This window comes from Massilia orientalis (assembly GCF_030411975.2).
Taxonomy (GTDB): domain Bacteria; phylum Pseudomonadota; class Gammaproteobacteria; order Burkholderiales; family Burkholderiaceae_D; genus Telluria; species Telluria orientalis.
Genome location: NZ_JASNRB020000007.1, coordinates 350,601 through 370,686, shown reverse-complemented (window position 1 = coordinate 370,686; position 20,086 = coordinate 350,601). Strand labels below are relative to the sequence as shown.

Below are 20,086 nucleotides of genomic sequence, written 5' to 3'. Positions count from 1 at the left end.
TGCGCGGGAATGACGTTGTTTTATATAGCGGCTTTTTTAATCCGCTACAGCCGGACATACTGAGTCGATATGCTGGCTCTGCCTGGATTCCCGCCTGCGCGGGAATGACGTTGTTTTATATAGCGGCTTTTTTAATCCGCTACAGCCGGACATACTGAGTCGATATGCTGGCCCTGCCTGGATTCCCGCCTGCGCGGGAATGACGTTGTTTTATATAGCGGCTGTTTTTAATCCGCTACAGCCGGATGCAACGCCTTCTCGATATCCGACTTGGTAAAGCCCTGGGCGAAGCGCTCGATGAAGTCATACGCATACGCACGCAGGTAGGCACCGCGGCGCACCGCCAGCCGCGTCACGTTCGGCGCGAACAAATGCGACGACTCGATCGCGCGCAGTCCGCGGTCGCGGCCGTGGTCGAATGCCATCGAGGCGACGATACCGACCCCCATCCCCAGCGACACATACTGCTTGATGACGTCCGAATCCATCGCCGTCAGCATGATGTCCGGACTCACGCCGGCGGCGGCGAACGCCGCGTCGATGTGGCTGCGGCCCGTGAAGCCCACGTCGTACGTGATCAGCGGGAACTCGGCCAGGTCGGACAGCTTGATGGGCGACTGCTGCAGCAGCGGGTGCCCTTCCGGCACGACGACCAGGTGGCTCCAGCGGTAGCACGGGAACGACACGAGATCGGGGAACGTCGACAGGCCTTCCGTCGCGATGCCGATGTCGGCACGGCCCGACAGCACCCATTCCGCGATGTGTTCCGGCGCGCTCTGCTGCAGGGCGATGCGCACGCCCGGGAACGCCGTGCGGAACGCCTGCACCACCTGCGGCAGCGCATAGCGCGCCTGCGTGTGGGTGACGGCGACCGTGAGCGTGCCGCTGTCCTGCGCCGCGTATTCGCTGCTGGCCTGCTGCAGGTTCTCCGCCTCGACGAGCAGGCGCTCGATGATCTTCAGGATGCCCTTGCCCGGATCCGTAAGCCCGGTCAATCGCTTGCCGTTGCGCTCGAAGATGACGACGCCCAGCTCGTCCTCCAGTTCGCGGATCTGGCGCGACACGCCCGGCTGCGACGTGAATAAAGCGTTGGCCACATCGGTCAAATTGAAATTACGGCGCGCGGCTTCGCGCACCGAACGCAGCTGTTGGAAATTCAAATGCCTTCTCCTTGATCGACGAATACGTGCATGCGCCTGGGTTTCACCAGCAGCGTCTCGCCGTCGCGCAATCCCAGTTCGCGATAACGCTCGTTCGGGATGACGGCTTCGATGATCTGGGCGTTGTCGGCGCGCTCCAGGTCCAGCTGGGCCAGCGGGCCGATCGCATGCGCGCGGCGCAATTTCACCGCGACACCCTCCCCGCCCGCCACATAGCGCTCGACGTCGAGGTCATGCGGGCGGACATAGGCGATGCCTTCGCCGTTCTTGACGTCCGCGAACTGCGGCGCGTGGAACGTGGCGTCGCCGCTGGCCAGCACGCCGTCGTTCACGCGGCCGTGGAACAGGTTGACGTTGCCCAGGAAGCCGTAGACGAACGGCGACGCCGGATGGTTGTACACGTCGCCCGGCGTGCCCAGCTGCTCGATATGGCCCTTGTTCATCAGGACGACCTGGTCCGCCACTTCGAGCGCTTCTTCCTGGTCGTGGGTGACGAAGATCGACGTCACGTGCAGCTCGTCGTGCAGCTGGCGCAGCCAGCGGCGCAGTTCCTTGCGCACTTTCGCATCGAGCGCGCCGAACGGTTCGTCCAGCAGCAGCACGCGGGGTTCCACCGCGAGGGCACGCGCCAGGGCGATGCGCTGGCGCTGGCCGCCGGACAACTGCGGCGGATAGCGGTCGGCGATCCAGTCCAGCTGCACGAGCTCCAGCAGCTTCTTCACTTTCTCGCGGATCACCGCTTCCGACGGGCGTTCCTTGCGCGGTTTCACGCGCAGGCCGAAGGCGACGTTCTCGAACACGGTCATGTGCTTGAACAGCGCGTAATGCTGGAACACGAAGCCGACCTGGCGCTCGCGCACGTGGCGGTTCGAGGCGTCGTCGCCGTCGAGCAGCACGCGGCCCGCATCGGGGTATTCGAGGCCGGCGATGATGCGCAGCAGCGTGGTCTTGCCGCAGCCGGACGGGCCCAGCAGCGCCGTCAGCTCGCCGTCGGCAAACTTCAGCGACACGTCGTCCAGGGCCGTGAACTGGCCGAACTGCTTGCGGATGTGTTGGACTTCGATCGTCATGGTATTACTCCGTGGTGTGGTCCTGCACGCTGGCCTTCCGGGCCTGGTGCATGCGCCATTCGATAAAGGTTTTCACCGCCAGGGTCACGAGGGCCAGCAGTGCAAGCAGCGACGCGATCGCGAACGCGGCCGTGAAGTTGTATTCGTTGTAGAGGATCTCTACCTGCAGCGGCATCGTGTTCGTCTCGCCGCGGATGTGGCCGGAGACGACCGACACGGCGCCGAACTCGCCCATCGCCCGGGCGTTACACAGGATCACGCCGTACAGCAGGCCCCACTTGATGTTCGGGAGCGTGACCTTGAAGAACGTCTTCCAGCCGGACGCGCCCAACACGAGCGCAGCCTCTTCCTCTTCGCTGCCCTGCGCCTGCATCAGCGGGATCAGTTCGCGGGCGACGAACGGGAACGTGACGAAGATGGTCGCCAGCACGATGCCCGGCACCGCGAACAGGATCTTGATGTCGTGGTCCATCAGCCACGGGCCGAACCAGCCCTGCGAGCCGAACAGCAGCACGTAGATCAGGCCCGCGATCACGGGCGAGACCGAGAACGGCAGGTCGATCAGCGACAGCAGGATGCTCTTGCCGGGGAAGTCGAACTTGGCGATCGTCCACGCGGCCGCCACGCCGAACACGAGGTTCAGCGGCACGGCGATGCCGGCGGCGATGAACGTCAGCTTGATGGCGGACAGCGCGTCCGGGTCGAGCACGGATTCCTTGTACACGTCCCAGCCCTTCTTCAGGGCTTCGGTGAACACGGCCACGAGCGGGACGAACAGGAACAGCGTGAGGAAGATCAGCGCGACGGCGATCAGCGCATAGCGCACCCAGCCCGGCTCCAGCGTATTGGTGGCCTTGCGCGGCGCATTCGCCACCGCGGCAGTCTTGTCTTTCAGGTGATCGTCGAGAACGGCACTCATATTATTTGCCCGCACGCTTGCGCGCCCAGGCCTGCAGCAGGTTGATGGCCAGCAGGAGGAGGAACGACACGAGCAGCATCACGACGGCAATGGCCGTGGCGCCCGTGTAGTCGTACTGCTCCAGCTTGGTGATGATGAACAGCGGCGTGATCTCCGAGACCATCGGCATGTTGCCGGCGATGAAGATGACGGAACCGTATTCGCCGGTGGCGCGGGCGAACGCGAGGGCGAAGCCCGTCAGCAACGCCGGCACGACGCTCGGCAGGATCACGCGGGTAAAGGTCTGCCACGGGCTGGCGCCCAGGCTGGCGGCCGCTTCTTCCAGTTCGCGCTCCGCGTCTTCCAGCACCGGCTGCACCGTGCGCACGACGAACGGCAGGCCGATGAAGGTCAGCGCGATGACGACGCCCAGCGGCGTGAACGCCACCTTGATGCCGAGCGGTTCCAGGTGCTTGCCGATCCAGCCGTTGGACGAATACAGCGCCGTCAGGGTGATGCCGGCGACCGCGGTCGGCAGCGCGAACGGCAGGTCGACCAGCGCATCGACGAAGCGCTTGCCGGGGAACTGGTAACGCACGAGCACCCACGCGACGATGCCGCCGAACACGACGTTGATGGCAGCGCCGATCAGCGCGGCGCCGAAGCTGAGGCGGTACGACGCCATCACGCGCGGCGACGTGACGGCGCTCACGAACGCATCCCAGCTCATCGTGAACGTCTTCAGGAAGATGGCCGACAGCGGGATCAGCACCAGCAGCGCCAGATAGAAAATCGTGAACCCGAGCGAGAGCCCGAAGCCGGGAATCACCCGGTTGGCGCTGTTTCGCGATAGTAAAGTGGTCATCTTACGCCTTATTACAATTTCTTCTAACGGAACGAAATAATCTCATTGGAAAGACATATTACAAACGAAGCATTCCTCATTTGCATAGACGTTTCCCGCATGAGCGAATCCAAAAAGCAGGAAAGGCGCCTCGCGGCGCCTTTCTCGTCAGTGGAGCAGCTTGACCGCCACTCCCGCCAGCGTCATCGCCAGCAATCCTCTCAGCACTTTCTCAGGCACGGCCCGGGCCGCCCATGAGCCGATCGTGATGCCGGGCAGCGAGCCGATCAGCAGCGCCGACAACAGTGTCCAGTTGATCGAGCCCAGCCACCAGTGGCCGAACGCGGCGATCGCGGTCAGCGGCACGGCATAGGCGATGTCGGTGCCGGCCACCTCGGCCGGCGTCAGGCGCGGGTACAGCATGACGAGCAAGGTGGCGCCGATCGCACCGGCGCCGATCGACGAGATCGTCACGAGCGTGCCCAGCACCGCGCCGGACACGACCGTGGCGGCGACGAGGCCGCGGCCCTGCAGCTGGCGCGACGGCTTGGCGTTGACCCAGGCAAGCATCTTGCCGCGGAACAGGATCGCGACGACGGTCAGCAGCACGGACACGGCGATCGAATAACGGATCACCTTGCCGATGGAGGCATTGAGCGGACCGAGATATTGCAGGGCCAGGGTGGCGACGAGCGCGGCCGGCAGCGCGCCGAGGCACAGGCGGCCGACGATGTCCCAGTGCACGGTCCCACGCGAACGGTGGGTGACGGTGCCGGCGGTCTTGGTGATCGAGGCGAAGGCGAGGTCGGTGCCGACGGCGACGGACGGCGTGACGCCGAACAGCAGCGTCAACAGCGGCGTCATCAGCGAACCGCCGCCGACCCCGGTCATGCCGACCAGCAGGCCAACGGCGAATCCCGACAAAATGTATTGAATGGACATGCTTTACCCCCAGAATGGCTCCAAGGGTAATGGTCCTCAGCCGCAAAACAAACAACACGTTCCTTATTTGCTTATGCGGCCTGTGACGTGCCGGCTTACTTGTTCGGCTGCGGGGTCAGGCGCAGATACGGCTTCGGCGCGTTGAAACCCTTCGGATATTTCTGCTTGAGCTGCTCGGGATCCTGAATGGTCAGCGGGATGATCACGTCATCGCCATCCTTCCAGTTGCCCGGCGTCGCGACGGTGTAGCCGTCGGTCAGCTGCAGGGCGTCGATCACGCGCAGCACTTCGTCGAAGTTACGGCCGGTGCTCATCGGGTAGGTGATGGTCAGGCGGATTTTCTTGGCCGGATCGATCACGAACAGCGAGCGCACGGTCGCGGTGGCCGACTGGTTCGGGTGGATCATGTCGTACAGCTGCGAGACGGATTTATCGGCATCGGCGATGATCGGGAAGCCGACGACGGTCTGCTGGGTTTCCTCGATATCCTTGATCCATGCCTTGTGCTGCTCGGCCGGGTCGACGGACAGCGCGATCGCCTTGACGTTGCGCTTGTCGAATTCCGGCTTCAGTTTCGCGGTCAGGCCCAGCTCGGTGGTGCACACCGGCGTGAAGTCGGCCGGGTGCGAGAACAGCACCACCCACGAATCGCCCGCCCACTCGTGGAAGCGGATGCGGCCGATGGTGGAATCCTGTTCGAAATCCGGAGCCGTGTCGCCCAGGCGTAAAGTCATCTTGTTCTCCTTAGTGTGAAGGGTACGTCAGAAAAAGCGGTTGTACAGGACGACGGCCCAGGTCGCGCCCGCCATCGTGATCGCCAGCGCCACCGCCGCGCTGCCCAGGTCCTTGGCGGCCTTGGACAGCGGATGGCGCTCCAGCGACACGCGGTCGACGACGGCCTCGATGGCCGCATTGATCAGCTCCACGAGCAGCACGAGCCCGAGCACGGCGATCAGCGCCAGCTTCTGGAACGCCGACACCTTCAGCAGCAGCGCGACGACGGTGAGCGGCACCGCGACCATCACCTCTTGCCGGAACGCGTGCTCGTTCTTCCAGGCGGTCTGGAAGCCCTCCATCGAATAGCGGAACGCGCCCGCAATACGGCCCAGGCCGCCCTTACTCTTGAACTCGCTGCTCGGTTGATCCATGTATGTTCGACAATCTGTACAGAAACGCCATTATGCCCACACAGCTCGGCCCCTACGCAACATCATTACCTAATATTTTCACATTATGGTATAAAGTAGAGAAATATACCGCACTGCACCAACCACATGACGAAACTGGAAACCCCTGAACCGGCCAAGACTTCCATCCAGGTCATCGAGCGCATGGTGGCGCTGCTCGACGTACTGGCCAGTTATCCCGACCCCGTGAGCCTGAAAGAGTTGTCGAAGGTGTCGGGCCTGCACCCGTCGACGGCGCACCGCATCCTGAACGACATGGTCGTGACGCGTTTCGTCGACCGCGTGGAACCGGGCACCTACCGCCTCGGCATGCGGCTGCTCGAACTGGGCAATGTGGTCAAGAGCCGGCTGTCCGTGCGCGAAGCGGCCGTCGACCTGATGCGGGCGCTGCACAACAAGACCAAGCAGACGGTCAACCTGTCGGTGCGCCAGGGCGACGAAATCGTCTACATCGACCGCGCCTTCTCCGAGCGTTCCGGCATGCAGGTCGTGCGCGCGATCGGCGGCCGTGGTCCGCTGCACCTGACGTCGACCGGCAAGCTGTTCCTGTCGATCGACGAGCCGAAGGCGATCCGCGCGTATGCCACGCGCACGGGCCTCGCGGGCCACAACAAGAATTCGATCACGGACCTGACGCGCCTGGAGCGCGAACTGTCGCTCGTGCGCGCCCGCGGCTATGCGCGCGACAACGAGGAACTGGAACTGGGCGTGCGCTGCATGGCCGCCGGCATCCACGACGACAGCGGCAAGCTGGTCGCGGGCCTGTCGATTTCGGCGCCGGCGGACCGCCTGCAGGACGACTGGCTGGAAGACCTGGTGAACACGGCGGCGCAGATTTCCGCGACCCTGGGCCACCGTGTCGGTGGGACGAGCTGACCCTTACTGGACGACCGGCGCCGTCGCTGCGGACGACACCGACGCCGGCACCGCCGCCGACACGGTGACGGGCACGCCCGCAGCCGCTGTGCCCGACATGCTGGCCGGCAGGCTGGCCGGCTTGAGCGCTTCGAGCCAGCGGCGCATGCGGCCCGCATCCGCCGTGCGCGACTGCTTGCCCTTCGAATCGAGGAACACCATGATCACGTTGCGGCCCTGGATCATGGCCTGCATCACGAGGCAGCGCCCTGCTTCGTTGATGAATCCCGTCTTCTGCAGGCCGATATTCCAGTCGGGCGACGCGACGAGGTAGTTGGTGTTGTGGTACTGCAGCGCCCGGCCGCTCGCCTGGACGACGTAGTTCGGATCCGTCGTGTACTGGCGCAGCAGCGGCTCCTGGTGCGCCACTTTGACAAGCTTGGCCAGGTCGCGTGCGCTGGAAATGTTCTGGCTCGACAGGCCGCTCGAATCCACGTAATGCGTGTCGTTCATGCCGAGTTCGCGCGCCTTCGCATTCATCGCGTCGACGAAGGCATTGATCCCGCCCGGATAATTGCGGCCCAGCGCGGCGGCGGCGCGGTTCTCCGAGCTCATCAGTGCGATATGCAGCAGGTTACCGCGCGTCATGCGCGCGCCGACGGGCAGGCGCGAGCTGGTGAATTTGTGACGGTCGACGTCGGCCTCGGTAATCGTCAGCACTTCTTCCAGGTCTTGCCGGGCCTCGACGACGAGCAGGCCCGTCATCAGCTTGGTGATGGAAGCGATCGGCAGCGCGACGGCGGCATTCTTTTCGAACAGGACCTCCGAGCTCTGCTGGTCCAGCACGTACGCGACGTTCGAGCGCAGGTCGAGCGGATCATGCGTGCGGCTCAGGCCGGCGATATCGCCCGCGCTGAGCATGGCGACGGCCGGCGCGGCGCGGCGGACGCGCTGATAGACGACGCGGCGCTTGCCATGGACCATCTCGATACGGCGCACCATGCGCTTGCGGTTGTCGTCGGCGATGACCTTGGCCAGGTTGGTGCGCTTGGCCTTGACGCGCTTCGTCGCGGCCGCATGCCCCTTGTGCTTGGTCGCGGCTGCGGCGGGTTCGAGCACGAACATCATGGAAATGGCGGCTGCCAACGCGAGCTTAAGCATCTGAAAATCCTTGAACGCGAACTGAAGAGCACTAAATGCAGTGTAGCGGATGACGTAGGGAGCGCAAGTGCGCACCCGACGACTGTACCATCTACGCCCATTTTTTTCTACAACGCAAAACGAGATGCGTTGTAGAAATCTCTTGGTTTTTCAATAGCTTGCGAAGACAAGTATAGCGTGCTAGTCCAGGAAACGGGCGAACGACGACACCGGTTCGCGTTCCGTGACCAACGTATTTTCCACCTTGTCGAGGTCGGCAAATCCGAGCGCCATGCCGCACACGATCATCTCGTTTTCGGGCAGACCGAGCTCGTCGGAAATGATGCGGTGGAATTGCGTGAACGCGGCCTGCGGGCACGTGTCGAGGCCGCGGCCGCGCGCGGCGACCATGATGTTCTGCAGGAACATGCCGTAGTCGAGCCAGGAGCCCTGCTCCATGACGCGGTCGATGGTGAAGATCATGCCGACGGGCGCGTCGAAGAAGCGGTAGTTGCGACCGTGCTGGGCCGCCATGCCGGTCTTGTTGTCGCGCGTGAGGCCCAGCAGCGCATATAAATCCCAGCCGACCTTGCGGCGCCGGTCGACGAACGGCGACACCCACTCGCGCGGGTAGTACGCGTACTCCTCGACGTGTTCCCGGTTCTGCGCCGGGTCCGCGTAGGCGGCCAGGATGCGGTCGGAGAGACGCGCCTTCGCGGCGCCCGTCAGCACGTGGACTTTCCACGGCTGCGTGTTCGTGCCGGACGGCGCCCGCGCCGCCACTTCCAGGATGGCTTCGATATCCTCGCGCGCGACCGGCGTCTCCAGGTACGCGCGGATCGAACGCCGCGAGGTGATGGCGGCGTCCACCGCGCGTTGTTGTTCGTTGCTGATCATGCTGCCTCCTTCTATTTTTTGACGACGAATGCGACGCCCAGCACCGCGACGACCATCCCGGCCAGGCCGAGCATGCCGAGCTTCTCGCCGAACATCAGCCAGGCCATCAGGGCGGTGGTGGGCGGCGTCAGGTACAGCAGACTCGTCACGCGGGTCGCGTCGTTGCGGCTGATGAGGCGGAACAGCAGGAAGATGGCGCCGATCGACAGCGCCAGGATCGCCCACAGCAGCGCCCCCAGGAATTGCGGCGTCCACTGGATGTTTTCCATGTGCGGGCCGAAGTCTTCCAGCAGCACCGCGAACGGCAGCAGCGCGAGCGCGGACGTCGCGTACTGGATCACCGTGCCGGTACGCAGGTCGAATGTCGGACAGAAACGCTTCTGGTACATCGTCCCCGCCGTGATCGACAGCAGCGCCAGCACGCACAGCGCGATCGCGCCAGGGGCCAGTCCGTTCAGGTGGATCTTCGCGGCCACGACGAGGCCGACGCCGCACAGCCCGAGTCCCAGCCCCAGCCATTGGCGCGGCCGGACCTTTTCGCCGATCAATGGCGCGGCGATGGCCGTCAGGATCGGCTGCATGCCCACGATCAGCGCGGACAGCCCGGCCGGCATGCCAAGCTTGATCGCGCCCCACACACCGCCCAGGTAACCTGCCTGCAGCAACAGCCCGGCGAATGCCACGTGGCGAATGCGCCCGCGCGGCCAGGCGGCACCCGTCAACAGCACGACGGGCAACAGGATCAGGACGGCGCCCAGGCAGCGCAGGATGAGGAAGGACATCGGCGGCGCATACGGCAAGCCGTATTTCGCGGCGATGAAACCGGTGCTCCAGAGAACAACGAAAAACAGCGGCATCGGTCGAATGATCATTCGGCAAGTCTAACATGGCTGACCTTACCCGTTTGCGCTTGCTGCAAAGCACTAAAGTGTTGTAACGGCGCAAACAAAAATGGCGCAAACGTTTGTATCCATTGATCTTACGCAAGAGAGTGCGGTTGAATTGTGCGACGCATCAAAAGTGCTTGACGCATAATCAAAAACCGGGAAAAATGGCTTCATGTTGCGGCGCACAATCAACGCGCTTTACCAGCAGTCCCGAGTTTTTCCCTGTTTCACCGCTTCACTGGTCCATGCAGGTGTCCCAAGACACCTGAAAAGCAAAAGTTCATAACGATCCATTACTGGAGAACCATATGTTTGCATTCCCTGAGCAGTTTTCGAACGCGACCAAAGCCAACCTCGAATCCCAGTTCGCCCTGTTTTCGGCCCTGACCTCCAAGACTTTCGAAGGCGTGGAAAAGCTGGTGGACCTGAACATCAACACCGTCAAGGCCGCCCTCGAAGACTCGTCGGCAACCACGCGTCAGCTGCTGGCTGTCAAGGATGCCCAGGAATTCTTCGCCGTGTCGGCTTCGCAAGCCCAACCGGCTGCTGAAAAAGCCCTGGCCTACAGCCGCCAGGTGGCATCGATCGCCGCCGACACCGGCGCCGAATTCTCGAAAGCCGCTGAAAGCCAATTCGCCGAAGTCAACCGCAAGGTGATCTCGCTGGTCGACGAAGTGACCAAGAACGCCCCGGCCGGTTCGGAGACCTATGTCTCGGCCCTGAAAACCGCCATCAGCAACGCCAACGCCGGCTACGAGCAGTTCACCAAGACGACCAAGCAGGCTGTCGAGGCGATCGAATCGAACCTGAACGCCGCCGTGTCGCAGTTCACGCAAGCCACCCGCAAGGCTGGCGCTGCCGCCAACTCGGCTGCTGCTGCCTAAGCTGTAACAATCACACAGCGCTGCTTCCTCCTCCCAGGAAGCCGAACGGCCCGGACCGCGCAAGCGGTTCCGGGCCGTTTGTTTTGTTGGCGCCTACTCGTCGTTCCCGGACTGGCCGTCCGCCTTGGCGGGAACCTAAGTTTGTTAGCTTCTCGATAGCGCGAGCAAAATTGGGTCCCCGCCTGCGCGGGGAGTCGTTTCCGGCAATGCCGGGAACGACGTCCGTTTATTCCCCTAAGTACGCCGCCTGCACGCGCGGATCGTGCAGCATGTCCTGCGCATTCCCCGTCATCGTGATCGCACCGGACTCCATCACATAAGCGCGGTTCGCCGCCTGCAGCGCCAGCTTCGCGTTCTGTTCCACGAGCAGGACGGTGATGCCCTGCTTCGACACGTCGCGGATCACCTCGAAGATCTTCTCGACCATGATCGGCGCAAGACCCATCGACGGCTCGTCCAGCAACAGCAGCGTGGGATGGCACATCAGCGCGCGCGCCATCGCCAGCATCTGCTGCTCGCCGCCGGACAGCGTGCCGGCCAGCTGGGTGGACCGCTCCTTCAGGCGCGGGAACACGGTGTACCACTTCTCGATGTCGGTCTCGATCGCCGCCTTGTCGTTGCGCGTGTACGCGCCCATCAGCAGGTTTTCGTGGATGGTCATGCGCGTGAACACGCCGCGGCCTTCCGGCACCATCGCGAGCTTCTGCTCGACGAGCTTGAACGACTTGGTGGCGTGCTGCGTCGCGTTCAGCGCCTGGCCGAGATAGGCGATCGTGCCTTCCACCTTGCACGGCGGGAGCGTGCCCGTGATGGCTTTCAGCGTGGTCGTCTTGCCCGCGCCGTTGGCGCCGATCAGCGTGACGAGTTCGCCACGGTCGACCTCCAGGTCGATGCCCTTGACGGCCTTGATGCCGCCATACGCCACCTTCAGGCCCGAAATTTTCAGAACGTTATCGGGCTTCAAGCGGCACCTCCGAGATAGGCCTCGATGACGGCCTGGTTCTTCTGGATCTCGGCCGGCAGCCCTTCCGCGATCAGCTTGCCGTACTCCAGCACCGAGATGCGATCGCACAGCCCCATCATGAGTTTCACGTCGTGTTCGATCAGCAGGATCGTGATGCCGGCGCCCTGGATCTTGACCAGCAGCTCGCGCAGCGCGACCTTTTCCGTCGCATTCATGCCGGCCGCGGGTTCGTCCAGCGCGAGCAGCTTCGGTTCCGTCGCCAGCGCGCGGGCGATTTCCAGGCGGCGCTGGTCGCCGTACGACAGGAAGCGCGCCGTGCGCTGGGAAAATTGCCCGATGCCGACGAAGTCCAGCAACTCCTGCGCGCGGCCGCGGATCGCGGCCTCCTCCCGGCGCGCGGCGCCGTGACGGAAGATGGCGCCGAACACGCCCTGGTGCGTGCGCACGTGGCGTCCCACCATCACGTTTTCCAGCGCGGACATTTCACCAAACAGGCGGATGTTCTGGAACGTGCGCGCGATGCCCGCCTTGGCGACGGCATGCGGCGCCGATGGCGAATACGGCTTGCCGTCCAGCTCGAACGTGCCCGTGTCCGGTTGATACAGGCCCGTGATCACGTTGAAGAACGTCGTCTTGCCGGCGCCGTTCGGGCCGATCAGGCCATAGATCTGGCCTTTCATGATCTTGATGCCGACATCCGTCAGGGCCTGCAGGCCGCCGAAGCGTTTATTGACGCCGGAGATATTCAGCAGGATGTTGCTCATGCCTCGCTCTCTTCCTCTTTGGCGATGGCCGCATTGGGGCGGTCTTCCTTGACCGGCGACGGCCACAGGCCCGCCGGACGGTTCAGCATGATCAAGACCATGGCCAGGCCATACAGCAGCTGGCGCAGCACCTCGGCCTCGATGACGACCTTGCCGAACAGCGCCTGCTGCGCCGGCTCGACGACATGGCGCAACACTTCCGGCAACGCGGCCAGCAGCACGCCGCCCAGCACGACGCCGGGGATGTGGCCGATGCCGCCCAACACGACCATCGCCAGCACGGCGATGGATTCCGTCAGCGAGAACGATTCCGGAGAGACAAAACCCTGGAATGCCGCGAACATGGCGCCCGCCACGCCGCCGAACGACGCGCCCATCGAGAACGCGAGCAATTTGACGTTGCGGGTGTTGATGCCCATCGCCTTCGCGGCGATCTCGTCTTCGCGGATCGCGACCCAGGCGCGGCCCAGGCGCGAATGCTGCAACCGGCTCGTCATGAAGATCGTCACGATGCACAGCAGCAGGAACAGGAAGTAATAGGCGTTGACGGACGGGATGCCGAAGCCGCCGATGTACACCGTCGCGCGCGAGCCCGCCTCGCCGGCCAGCGACACGCCGAAGATCCGGATCGGATCGATCAGGTTGATGCCTTGCGGGCCGTTGGTGAAATTGATCGGATCGTTCAGGTTGTTCATGAAGATCCGGATGATCTCGCCGAAGCCCAGCGTGACGATGGCGAGGTAGTCGCCGCGCAGCTTCAGCGTCGGGGCGCCGAGCAGCGCGCCGAACAGCGCGGCCGTCAACCCGGCCAGCGGCACGACGAACCAGACGGACAAATGGATACCGTTGGTGCGCACGTCCTCGCCGAAGGTGCGCACGATGGCATCCTGCAGTTCGGGGTGGTAGTTCACGATGGATTCCAGCAGCGCGGCGAACTGCGGCGATGCGAGCAGGCCCGTCAGGTACGCGCCGACGGCGAAGAACGCGATATAGCCGAGGTCGAGCAGGCCGGCGAAGCCCACGACGATGTTCAGGCCCAGCGCCAGCATGATGTACAGCAGCGCCATGTCGAGGATGCGCACCCACGAGTTGCCGAACTGCGCGGCGACGAACGGGAAGATGAGCATCACGGCCAACAGCACGGCCATGCTGGCGTACGATTGCCGCGGCTTGTTGGCGGTGTCAAAAGTCAGGAGAGACATGGGCGATCTCCTTACGCGCGGTCGGCCACGCGCTCGCCCATGATCCCGGACGGACGCACGGTCAGCACGAGGATCAGCACGATGAACGCGAAGATGTCCTGGTAATGGCTGCCGAGGAACCCGCCGGTCAGGTCGCCGATGTAGCCGGCACCGAGGCTCTCGATGATGCCGAGGACGATCCCGCCGATCATGGCGCCGTAGATATTGCCGATACCACCCAGCACGGCCGCCGAGAACGCCTTCATGCCCGGCACGGTGCCCATCGCGAACTGGATCGATGCGTAATTCGCGCCCCACATCACGCCGGCGACGGCGGCCAGCGCGGCGCCGATGGCAAACGTGGCGACGATGACGCGGTTGGAGTCCACGCCCATCAACCCGGCCACGCGCGGATTCTCGGCGACGGCGCGCATCGCGCGGCCCATGCGGGTCTTCTCGACGAGGAACACGAGGCCGACCATCGCGGCGGCGGCCAGCACGAGCAGCAGGATCTGCGTGTGCGAGATCACGGCGCCGCCGACATTGACCGGGTCGGACGACAACAGTTGCGGGAACGGCAGCGGGCTGCGGCCCCAGATCATCATGGCGAACGTCTGCAGCAGGATCGATACGCCGATCGCGGTGATCAGCGGGGCCAGGCGCGGCGCGTTGCGCAGGCGGCGGTAGGCGATGCGTTCGATGAGGACGTTCACGAGCATCGTGACGGGGATGGCGCCGACGATGGCGATGGCGAGCTGCACGCCGCCGGGCAGGCCGGGGAAGACGCCGTCCAGCAATTTCAGGATCGACAGGCCGACCATGGCGCCGATCATCAGCACGTCGCCGTGGGCGAAGTTGATCAGGTTGAGCACGCCGTAGACCATCGTGTAGCCAAGTGCGACGAGCGCATACATGCTGCCCAGCACCAGCCCGTTCAGGATCTGTTGGACAAAAGTTTCCATGCTTGTGTGGTTTCCTTTCGAACTAACAAAAACGGCACCCGTGGTACGAGTGCCGCTAGCCAAGCAACATAATTCCGAGCGTCATCATAACAGATGCGTTGCCGGGATTTACACGTCGCGCAGGGTCACCACCGGCATGGTCAGGTTGCGCTTGTCCTTGAAAAACGCGACGTCGAACAGGGCGGCGGCGCCGACCACGTCCTTGCCGATGCGGCGCAGCAGCGTGGCGGCCGCCTCGATCGTGCCGCCGGTCGCCAGCACGTCGTCGACGATCAGCACGCGCTGGCCCTTGATGCGCTCCGGCTGGATCTCGATCGTGGCGCTGCCGTACTCGCGGCGGTAATCGATGCCGATCGCGGCGCCCGGCAGCTTGCCCGGCTTGCGCGCCATGGCGAAGCCGATGCCGCGCTGGTACGCGAGCGCGCCCGCGAGCATGAAGCCGCGCGCGTCCATCGCGAGGAGGAAGTCGACGTCGAGGTGGGCCGTGCGTTCGGTCAGCGCGTCGATGGCGAGCTGCCAGTGGGTCGGGTTGTCGAAGACGCAGCCCACGTCGATGAAGTTGACGCCCGGTTCCGGGTAATCCTGGAAGAATTCCAGCGGAACGGTGTCGAAACCGGAGGGCGAGCGCGGGCGCAGGTCGAATACGTTCATTGGATCAGGCCGCGGCCTTGCCGCCATCCAGGCCCTTGGGCAGCGGGAACGTGACGTTCTCTTCGACGCCCTCGAGCGCGCGCACGCTGGCGGCACCCAGGTCTTTCAGGCGCTCGATGACGGCTTGCACGAGCACTTCCGGGGCCGACGCGCCGGCCGTGACGCCGATGCGCTTCCTGCCGGCGATCCAGGCCGGATCGATGCCGGCGGCGTTGTCGACCATGTAGGCCGGCGTGCCCTTCTTTTCCGCCACTTCGCGCAGGCGGTTCGAATTGGAGCTGTTCGGGCTGCCGACGACGATCACGACTTCCACCTGCGGCGCCATGAATTTCACGGCTTCCTGGCGGTTCGTCGTCGCGTAGCAGATGTCGCCCTTCTTCGGCTCCACGATGTTCGGGAAACGGGCCTTCAGCGCGGCGATGATCTCCGCGGTGTCGTCGACGGACAAGGTCGTCTGCGACACATAGGCCAGCAGGTCGGGATTGCCGACGTTCAGTTTCGCCACGTCGTCGACCGTCTCGACGAGGTGCATGCCCTCCTCCGCCTGGCCCATCGTGCCCTCGACTTCCGGGTGGCCGGCGTGGCCGATCATGACGATTTCGGCGCCCTGCTTGCGCATCTTGGCCACTTCCACGTGCACCTTGGTGACCAGGGGGCAGGTGGCGTCATAGACCTTCAGGCCGCGCGATTCGGCTTCCTCGCGCACGGCCTTCGACACGCCGTGCGCGGAAAACACGAGCGTGTTGCCGGCCGGGACGTCGTCCAGGTCTTCGATGAAGATGGCGCCCTTGTTGCGCAGGTCGTTGACGACGTAGGCGTTGTGAACGATTTCGTGGCGCACATAGATGGGCGCGCCGAACTGCTGCAGGGCACGCTCGACGATCTCGATCGCACGGTCGACGCCGGCGCAAAAGCCGCGCGGCTGGGCTAACAGGATCTCGTTGTCCATGGTTCGGTGATGGCTGTGGTCAGAGTACGGAAATCAGCTGGACTTCGAACTTCAGCGGCTGGCCGGCCAGCGGGTGGTTGAAGTCGAACACGGCGTCGTCGGCGCGCATCTCGCGCAGCACGCCGGCAAAGCGGCCGCCGCCCGGCGCGCGGAAGTCGACGAGGTCGCCGACCTGGTAATCGGCATCCGGTTCCGAGTTCTCGTCCAGGGTCTTTTTCGTCACGACCTGGATCAGGTCGGGATTGCGCTCGCCGAATCCTTCAGCGGCGGTCAGGTCGAACGTCGTGTGCGTGCCTTCGGCCAGGCCGAGCAGGCGCTGCTCCAGGAACGGGGCGAGCTGGCCCTGGCCCAGCAGCAGGGTGGCCGGGGTGCTGCCGAAGGTCGTGACGATGTCCTTGCCGTCGGCGGTGGCAAGACGGTAATGGAGGGTCAGGTACGACGATTCGGTGACGACGGGAGCGTTAGTGGAGGACATTGTTGCGTGTTCGGTTGACGTGCAAACCGCTATTGTAAGCCACCTGTGCCCGTCCCGCCTCAGCCGTCGTGATTTCTGTCGTCGATCTGTTGCACTTGCAAAAACGTTACGATGACGGGCTTGCGCAGGCCCAAACCATCCTCTTCCCGTCGCGCGAATAATGCACGATCTTGCATGGAGGGTCGGATGGGAATCGAAGACTGGCCGGAGCAGACCCGGCCGCGCGAACGGCTCGTGCGCGAGGGGGCGCAGGCGTTGTCGGATCCGGAACTGCTGGCGCTGCTGCTGCGCGTGGGCGTGCGCGGCAAGAGCGCGGTCGAGTTGGGCCGCGACATCCTGCAACACTTCGGCTCGCTGCACGGCCTGTTCGGCGCGACGCTGGACGATTGTACCGAGGTGCACGGCCTGGGCATGGCGAAATATGCGCAGTTGCAGGCCGTGATGGAACTGGCCCGCCGCGCCATCGCCGAACAATTGCAGGCTGGCGAGGCGTTCGGCTCGCCCGACCTCGTCAAGCGCTACCTGCGCATGAAGCTGGGCGGCCAGCGCCACGAATCGTTCGTCGTCCTGTTCCTGGACGTCAAGAACCGCCTGATCGCCGACCGCGAACTGTTCCGCGGCACGCTCACCCAGACGAGCGTGTATCCGCGCGAAGTCGTCATCGAGGCGCTGGACTACAACGCGGCCAGCGTGATCCTCGCGCACAACCACCCGTCCGGCATGCCGGAGCCGAGCGAGGCCGACCTGCGCCTGACGGGCGCCCTGGTCAAGGCGCTCAGTCTCGTGGACATCCGCGTGCTCGACCATTTCATCGTGGCCGGACCGCTCGTGCATTCCTTCGCGGAGCATGGACAGATCTGAGCTAATATGCGCCGATGTCCCTCCAACTCCTCGCCCTCTGCGGCAGCCAGCGCGCCCGCTCGATGAGCGCCGGCCTGCTGCGCGCCTGCCGCGACCTCGCGCCCGACGGTGTCGCCATCCACCTCTTCGAACACCACCTGGATTTCCCGCTGTTCAGTCCCGAGCGCACCGAGATCCCTGCCGGCGTGCTGGCCCTGCAGGAGGCGATCACGGCCGCCGACGCCCTCCTCATCGCCAGTCCCGAATACGCGCACGGCGTCACGGGCACCATCAAGAACACGCTGGACTGGGTCGTGAACCACGCGCCGTTCGCGGGAAAGCCGGTCGCCGTGCTGAATCCGTCGTATCAGTCGTTCCACGCGGACGAGGCGCTGAAAGAGACGCTGCGCACGATGTCGGCCGACCTCGTCCTCGACGCCTGCCTGCGCATCCCCGTCATCGGCTCCCGCGTCGAGCCGGACCGGATCGCGTCGGAACCACGCTTCGCGGCGCCGATTACGGCCGCCCTGCGGGCGCTCGTTGCGCATATCGGACGCGCGAATAACAGTGTGTAAACAAGCCCTTACGAAGCAAACATTGCGAGAATTCACGATTGTTAAATCTCATCGATTCATTTATTAACAATTTTTTTCCGCAAGTTGTTGATTACTCGACGGTTTTCAAGCTATACTCTCGTTTTTCCGATTGTGGAAGTTTATTCAAGGAGTGCGCTATGGCACGTGTTTGCCAAGTTACTGGCAAGGGTCCGATGGTTGGCAACAACGTCTCCCACGCCAACAACAAAACCAAGCGTCGTTTTCTGCCGAACCTGCAGAACCGCCGCATCTTCGTAGAATCCGAAAACCGCTGGGTCTCCCTGCGTATTTCGAACGCCGGCCTGCGCGTCATCGACAAGCTCGGCATCGACGCTGTGCTGGCCGATATGCGCGCCCGCGGCGAGAAAATCTAATTAGGGAGTCATCATGGCAAAAACTGGCCGCGACAAGATCAAACTGGAATCGACCGCAGGTACCGGTCACTTCTACACCACGACCAAGAACAAGCGCACGATGCCGGCGAAGATGGAAATCACCAAATTCGACCCGAAAGCTCGCAAGCACGTGGTCTACAAAGAAACCAAGATCAAGTAATCTGGTTCTTTCAAAAAAGCCGCCCACTTCACCGTGTGCGGCTTTTTTGTTTTTCTGTGCCATTGATTGGGGTCATTTGATCCACTCTCCCGCGTCGTTATAGTCGATCGTCCACCTTCGCTGGAGAATCGACTTATGTGGCACAACCTGTGGCCTACCCGACTGTCGCTCCTGCCTGCCCTGGCCGCCCTTGCCGGCCTCGCCGCCTGCTCCACGCCCTACCGCCCTCCCGCCGTCGTGCATGGCAGCGCGACCTTTCCCGGCATTGCCAGCAGCGTCGCGGAAGCCGGCACGCGCCCCGTCGACGTGCTCCTCGTCCATGGCATGTGCACCCACGATACGGCCTGGGCCGAGCGCCAGATCGACCGCATCACGGGCATCGTCGAAGCACACGCGCCGACACTTGCCAGCACCGCGGCTGCGCCGCGCGTGGAAGTCGTCGAGCGCACGCGCAGGCTCGCCGGCGGCACGGTCCGCTTCCACGCCCTCGTGTGGTCGCCGCTGACGGCCGGGCTCAAACACCAGCTCGACGTCGACATGACCGGCACGCCGACGGATTGCACCGCGGCCGGGGCATGCAAGCCGAAGCGCGCGTCGCTGAACGGCTACGTCAAGGACAACCTGCTGAACGATTGCCTGTCCGACGCCGTCATCTACCAGGGCGAAAGCCACGTCGCGATCCGCGATGCGATGGTGCGGACGATCGCGCAGGTGCTCGAGCAGGATCCCGACAGCGAGGCGCCGCTCGTCGTCGTCGCGGAGAGCCTGGGCAGCAAGATGCTGTTCGACGCCCTGAGCGCCATGCTGGAATCGTGGCAACCGCAGACGCGGGCGCTGGGCCAGCAGGCAGCGCGCCGGCTGGGACTGCTGTTCATGGCCGGCAACCAGTTGCCCATCCTGGGCCTGGCCGAGCAGTCGGCGGCGGCACAGCGGGCGATCGCCACGCAAGACGCCTTGCAGCGCTTCCTGGACCTGCGCCGGCGCCAGCCCAACCGCCGCGCGGACACCCTGCAGCGCCTGGCCGTCGTCGCGTTCACCGATCCAAACGATTTGCTGTCCTACCGCCTGCTGGCCGCCCGCTACACGGCGCCGGACGTGGCCGTGGCGGACGTGCTCGTGTCAAACGACAGCACGTGGCTGGGCTTGATCGAAAACCCGGTGACGGCGCACCTGGATTACCTGGCAAATCCGGACGTCGGCACGATGATCGCTTGCGGCTATCCATCGGTAGCGTTCTGCCGCTGAGCGTCCGACGAACTGCCGTGCGCCCGCCCGTGACGGATGCGCGTAGAGTCGAATAGCACCAGCACCGCCCCATGCCATCTCGATGACGCGCATAGAGCGCCCTCAGGCCAGGACCGGAAACGGGATATGAATCGAGAGCA

At 64.1% G+C, this 20,086-nt stretch carries 24 protein-coding genes; 7 read left to right on the top strand and 17 right to left on the bottom strand.

Translation table 11 applies throughout. From position 1 onward, the window contains the following. Nucleotides 1-227: 227 nt before the first annotated feature. The 7 genes from QPK29_RS13885 to QPK29_RS13855 form a co-directional block, all read right to left on the bottom strand. Nucleotides 228-1,160, bottom strand: a complete 933-nt coding sequence (locus QPK29_RS13885; RefSeq protein ID WP_056136123.1) for a CysB family HTH-type transcriptional regulator — start codon at nt 1,158-1,160, stop codon at nt 228-230. Continuing rightward, nucleotides 1,157-2,230 carry a sulfate/molybdate ABC transporter ATP-binding protein gene (locus tag QPK29_RS13880; protein ID WP_056136122.1) on the bottom strand — a complete coding sequence of 358 codons (1,074 nt, stop codon included), beginning with the start codon at nt 2,228-2,230 and terminating at the stop codon, nt 1,157-1,159. Before QPK29_RS13880 ends, QPK29_RS13885 begins: the two co-directional genes overlap by 4 nt. A gap of 4 nt (nt 2,231-2,234) precedes the next feature. Beyond that, nucleotides 2,235-3,149 carry a sulfate ABC transporter permease subunit CysW gene (gene cysW, locus QPK29_RS13875; protein WP_056136120.1) on the bottom strand — a complete coding sequence of 305 codons (915 nt, stop codon included), beginning with the start codon at nt 3,147-3,149 and terminating at the stop codon, nt 2,235-2,237. A 1-nt stretch (nt 3,150) separates the two neighbouring features. Further along, nucleotides 3,151-3,993: a sulfate ABC transporter permease subunit CysT gene (cysT, locus tag QPK29_RS13870; RefSeq protein WP_056136118.1), complete on the bottom strand. Its 843-nt coding sequence runs from the start codon at nt 3,991-3,993 to the stop codon at nt 3,151-3,153. Nucleotides 3,994-4,140: 147 nt separating this feature from the next. After that, the gene (locus tag QPK29_RS13865; RefSeq protein WP_056136116.1) at nt 4,141-4,914 is read right to left on the bottom strand and encodes a sulfite exporter TauE/SafE family protein; all 774 of its coding nucleotides are present in this window, start codon (nt 4,912-4,914) and stop codon (nt 4,141-4,143) included. Nucleotides 4,915-5,009: 95 nt separating this feature from the next. Then, entirely contained in the window at nt 5,010-5,648 is a 639-nt protein-coding gene (locus QPK29_RS13860; RefSeq protein ID WP_056136114.1) for a peroxiredoxin, read from the bottom strand. Between the two features lie 27 nt (nt 5,649-5,675). Beyond that, complete coding sequence (locus QPK29_RS13855; RefSeq protein WP_056136112.1) at nt 5,676-6,062, bottom strand: diacylglycerol kinase; 387 nt, start codon at nt 6,060-6,062, stop codon at nt 5,676-5,678. 126 nt (nt 6,063-6,188) lie between these two features. Between QPK29_RS13855 and QPK29_RS13850 the strand changes: the two genes are divergently transcribed. After that, complete coding sequence (locus tag QPK29_RS13850) at nt 6,189-6,977, top strand: IclR family transcriptional regulator (protein ID WP_056136110.1); 789 nt, start codon at nt 6,189-6,191, stop codon at nt 6,975-6,977. 3 nt (nt 6,978-6,980) lie between these two features. Here QPK29_RS13850 and pbpG read toward each other — a convergent pair whose 3' ends face one another. The 3 genes from pbpG to QPK29_RS13835 form a co-directional block, all read right to left on the bottom strand. Beyond that, a complete protein-coding gene (pbpG, locus tag QPK29_RS13845) occupies nt 6,981-8,117 on the bottom strand; it encodes a D-alanyl-D-alanine endopeptidase (protein ID WP_371769169.1) in 1,137 nt (378 codons plus the stop codon). A gap of 180 nt (nt 8,118-8,297) precedes the next feature. Then, on the bottom strand, nt 8,298-8,993 hold the full coding sequence (locus QPK29_RS13840; RefSeq protein WP_371767865.1) for a nitroreductase: 696 nt from the start codon (nt 8,991-8,993) through the stop codon (nt 8,298-8,300). Between the two features lie 11 nt (nt 8,994-9,004). Further along, nucleotides 9,005-9,865, bottom strand: a complete 861-nt coding sequence (locus QPK29_RS13835; protein WP_056136106.1) for a DMT family transporter — start codon at nt 9,863-9,865, stop codon at nt 9,005-9,007. Nucleotides 9,866-10,188: 323 nt separating this feature from the next. On the opposite strand from QPK29_RS13835, the gene phaP reads away from it, so the two are divergent. After that, nucleotides 10,189-10,764 (top strand): TIGR01841 family phasin, encoded by a 576-nt coding sequence (gene phaP / locus QPK29_RS13830; protein ID WP_025511745.1) that lies wholly within the window; start codon nt 10,189-10,191, stop codon nt 10,762-10,764. A gap of 226 nt (nt 10,765-10,990) precedes the next feature. Here the strand turns inward: phaP and QPK29_RS13825 are convergent, their stop codons facing one another. The 7 genes from QPK29_RS13825 to QPK29_RS13795 form a co-directional block, all read right to left on the bottom strand. Continuing rightward, nucleotides 10,991-11,728: an ABC transporter ATP-binding protein gene (locus tag QPK29_RS13825; protein ID WP_160409121.1), complete on the bottom strand. Its 738-nt coding sequence runs from the start codon at nt 11,726-11,728 to the stop codon at nt 10,991-10,993. After that, nucleotides 11,725-12,492 (bottom strand): ABC transporter ATP-binding protein, encoded by a 768-nt coding sequence (locus QPK29_RS13820; protein WP_056328415.1) that lies wholly within the window; start codon nt 12,490-12,492, stop codon nt 11,725-11,727. Before QPK29_RS13820 ends, QPK29_RS13825 begins: the two co-directional genes overlap by 4 nt. Further along, nucleotides 12,489-13,694 carry an ABC transporter permease subunit gene (locus tag QPK29_RS13815; protein WP_160409123.1) on the bottom strand — a complete coding sequence of 402 codons (1,206 nt, stop codon included), beginning with the start codon at nt 13,692-13,694 and terminating at the stop codon, nt 12,489-12,491. Before QPK29_RS13815 ends, QPK29_RS13820 begins: the two co-directional genes overlap by 4 nt. 11 nt (nt 13,695-13,705) lie before the next feature. After that, nucleotides 13,706-14,635: a branched-chain amino acid ABC transporter permease gene (locus tag QPK29_RS13810; RefSeq protein WP_056136098.1), complete on the bottom strand. Its 930-nt coding sequence runs from the start codon at nt 14,633-14,635 to the stop codon at nt 13,706-13,708. 108 nt (nt 14,636-14,743) lie between these two features. Continuing rightward, complete coding sequence (locus QPK29_RS13805; protein ID WP_371769168.1) at nt 14,744-15,286, bottom strand: adenine phosphoribosyltransferase; 543 nt, start codon at nt 15,284-15,286, stop codon at nt 14,744-14,746. A gap of 4 nt (nt 15,287-15,290) precedes the next feature. Further along, the gene (gene ispH, locus QPK29_RS13800; protein WP_056136093.1) at nt 15,291-16,235 is read right to left on the bottom strand and encodes a 4-hydroxy-3-methylbut-2-enyl diphosphate reductase; all 945 of its coding nucleotides are present in this window, start codon (nt 16,233-16,235) and stop codon (nt 15,291-15,293) included. Nucleotides 16,236-16,254: 19 nt separating this feature from the next. After that, a complete protein-coding gene (locus tag QPK29_RS13795; protein ID WP_056136090.1) occupies nt 16,255-16,710 on the bottom strand; it encodes an FKBP-type peptidyl-prolyl cis-trans isomerase in 456 nt (151 codons plus the stop codon). 186 nt (nt 16,711-16,896) lie between these two features. Here QPK29_RS13795 and radC point away from each other — a divergent pair, with 186 nt between their 5' ends. The 5 genes from radC to QPK29_RS13770 all read left to right on the top strand — a co-directional run bounded on the left by radC (nt 16,897) and on the right by QPK29_RS13770 (nt 19,946). Beyond that, on the top strand, nt 16,897-17,571 hold the full coding sequence (gene radC, locus QPK29_RS13790; protein WP_371769167.1) for a RadC family protein: 675 nt from the start codon (nt 16,897-16,899) through the stop codon (nt 17,569-17,571). Between the two features lie 14 nt (nt 17,572-17,585). Beyond that, nucleotides 17,586-18,125, top strand: coding sequence for an NADPH-dependent FMN reductase (locus QPK29_RS13785; protein ID WP_056136086.1), 540 nt, complete (start codon nt 17,586-17,588; stop codon nt 18,123-18,125). Between the two features lie 158 nt (nt 18,126-18,283). Beyond that, nucleotides 18,284-18,520, top strand: coding sequence for a 50S ribosomal protein L28 (gene rpmB / locus QPK29_RS13780; protein ID WP_025511730.1), 237 nt, complete (start codon nt 18,284-18,286; stop codon nt 18,518-18,520). A 13-nt stretch (nt 18,521-18,533) separates the two neighbouring features. After that, complete coding sequence (gene rpmG / locus QPK29_RS13775) at nt 18,534-18,701, top strand: 50S ribosomal protein L33 (RefSeq protein WP_029755886.1); 168 nt, start codon at nt 18,534-18,536, stop codon at nt 18,699-18,701. A gap of 135 nt (nt 18,702-18,836) precedes the next feature. Further along, nucleotides 18,837-19,946 (top strand): hypothetical protein, encoded by a 1,110-nt coding sequence (locus tag QPK29_RS13770; protein WP_160409127.1) that lies wholly within the window; start codon nt 18,837-18,839, stop codon nt 19,944-19,946. Nucleotides 19,947-20,086: the final 140 nt, after the last annotated feature.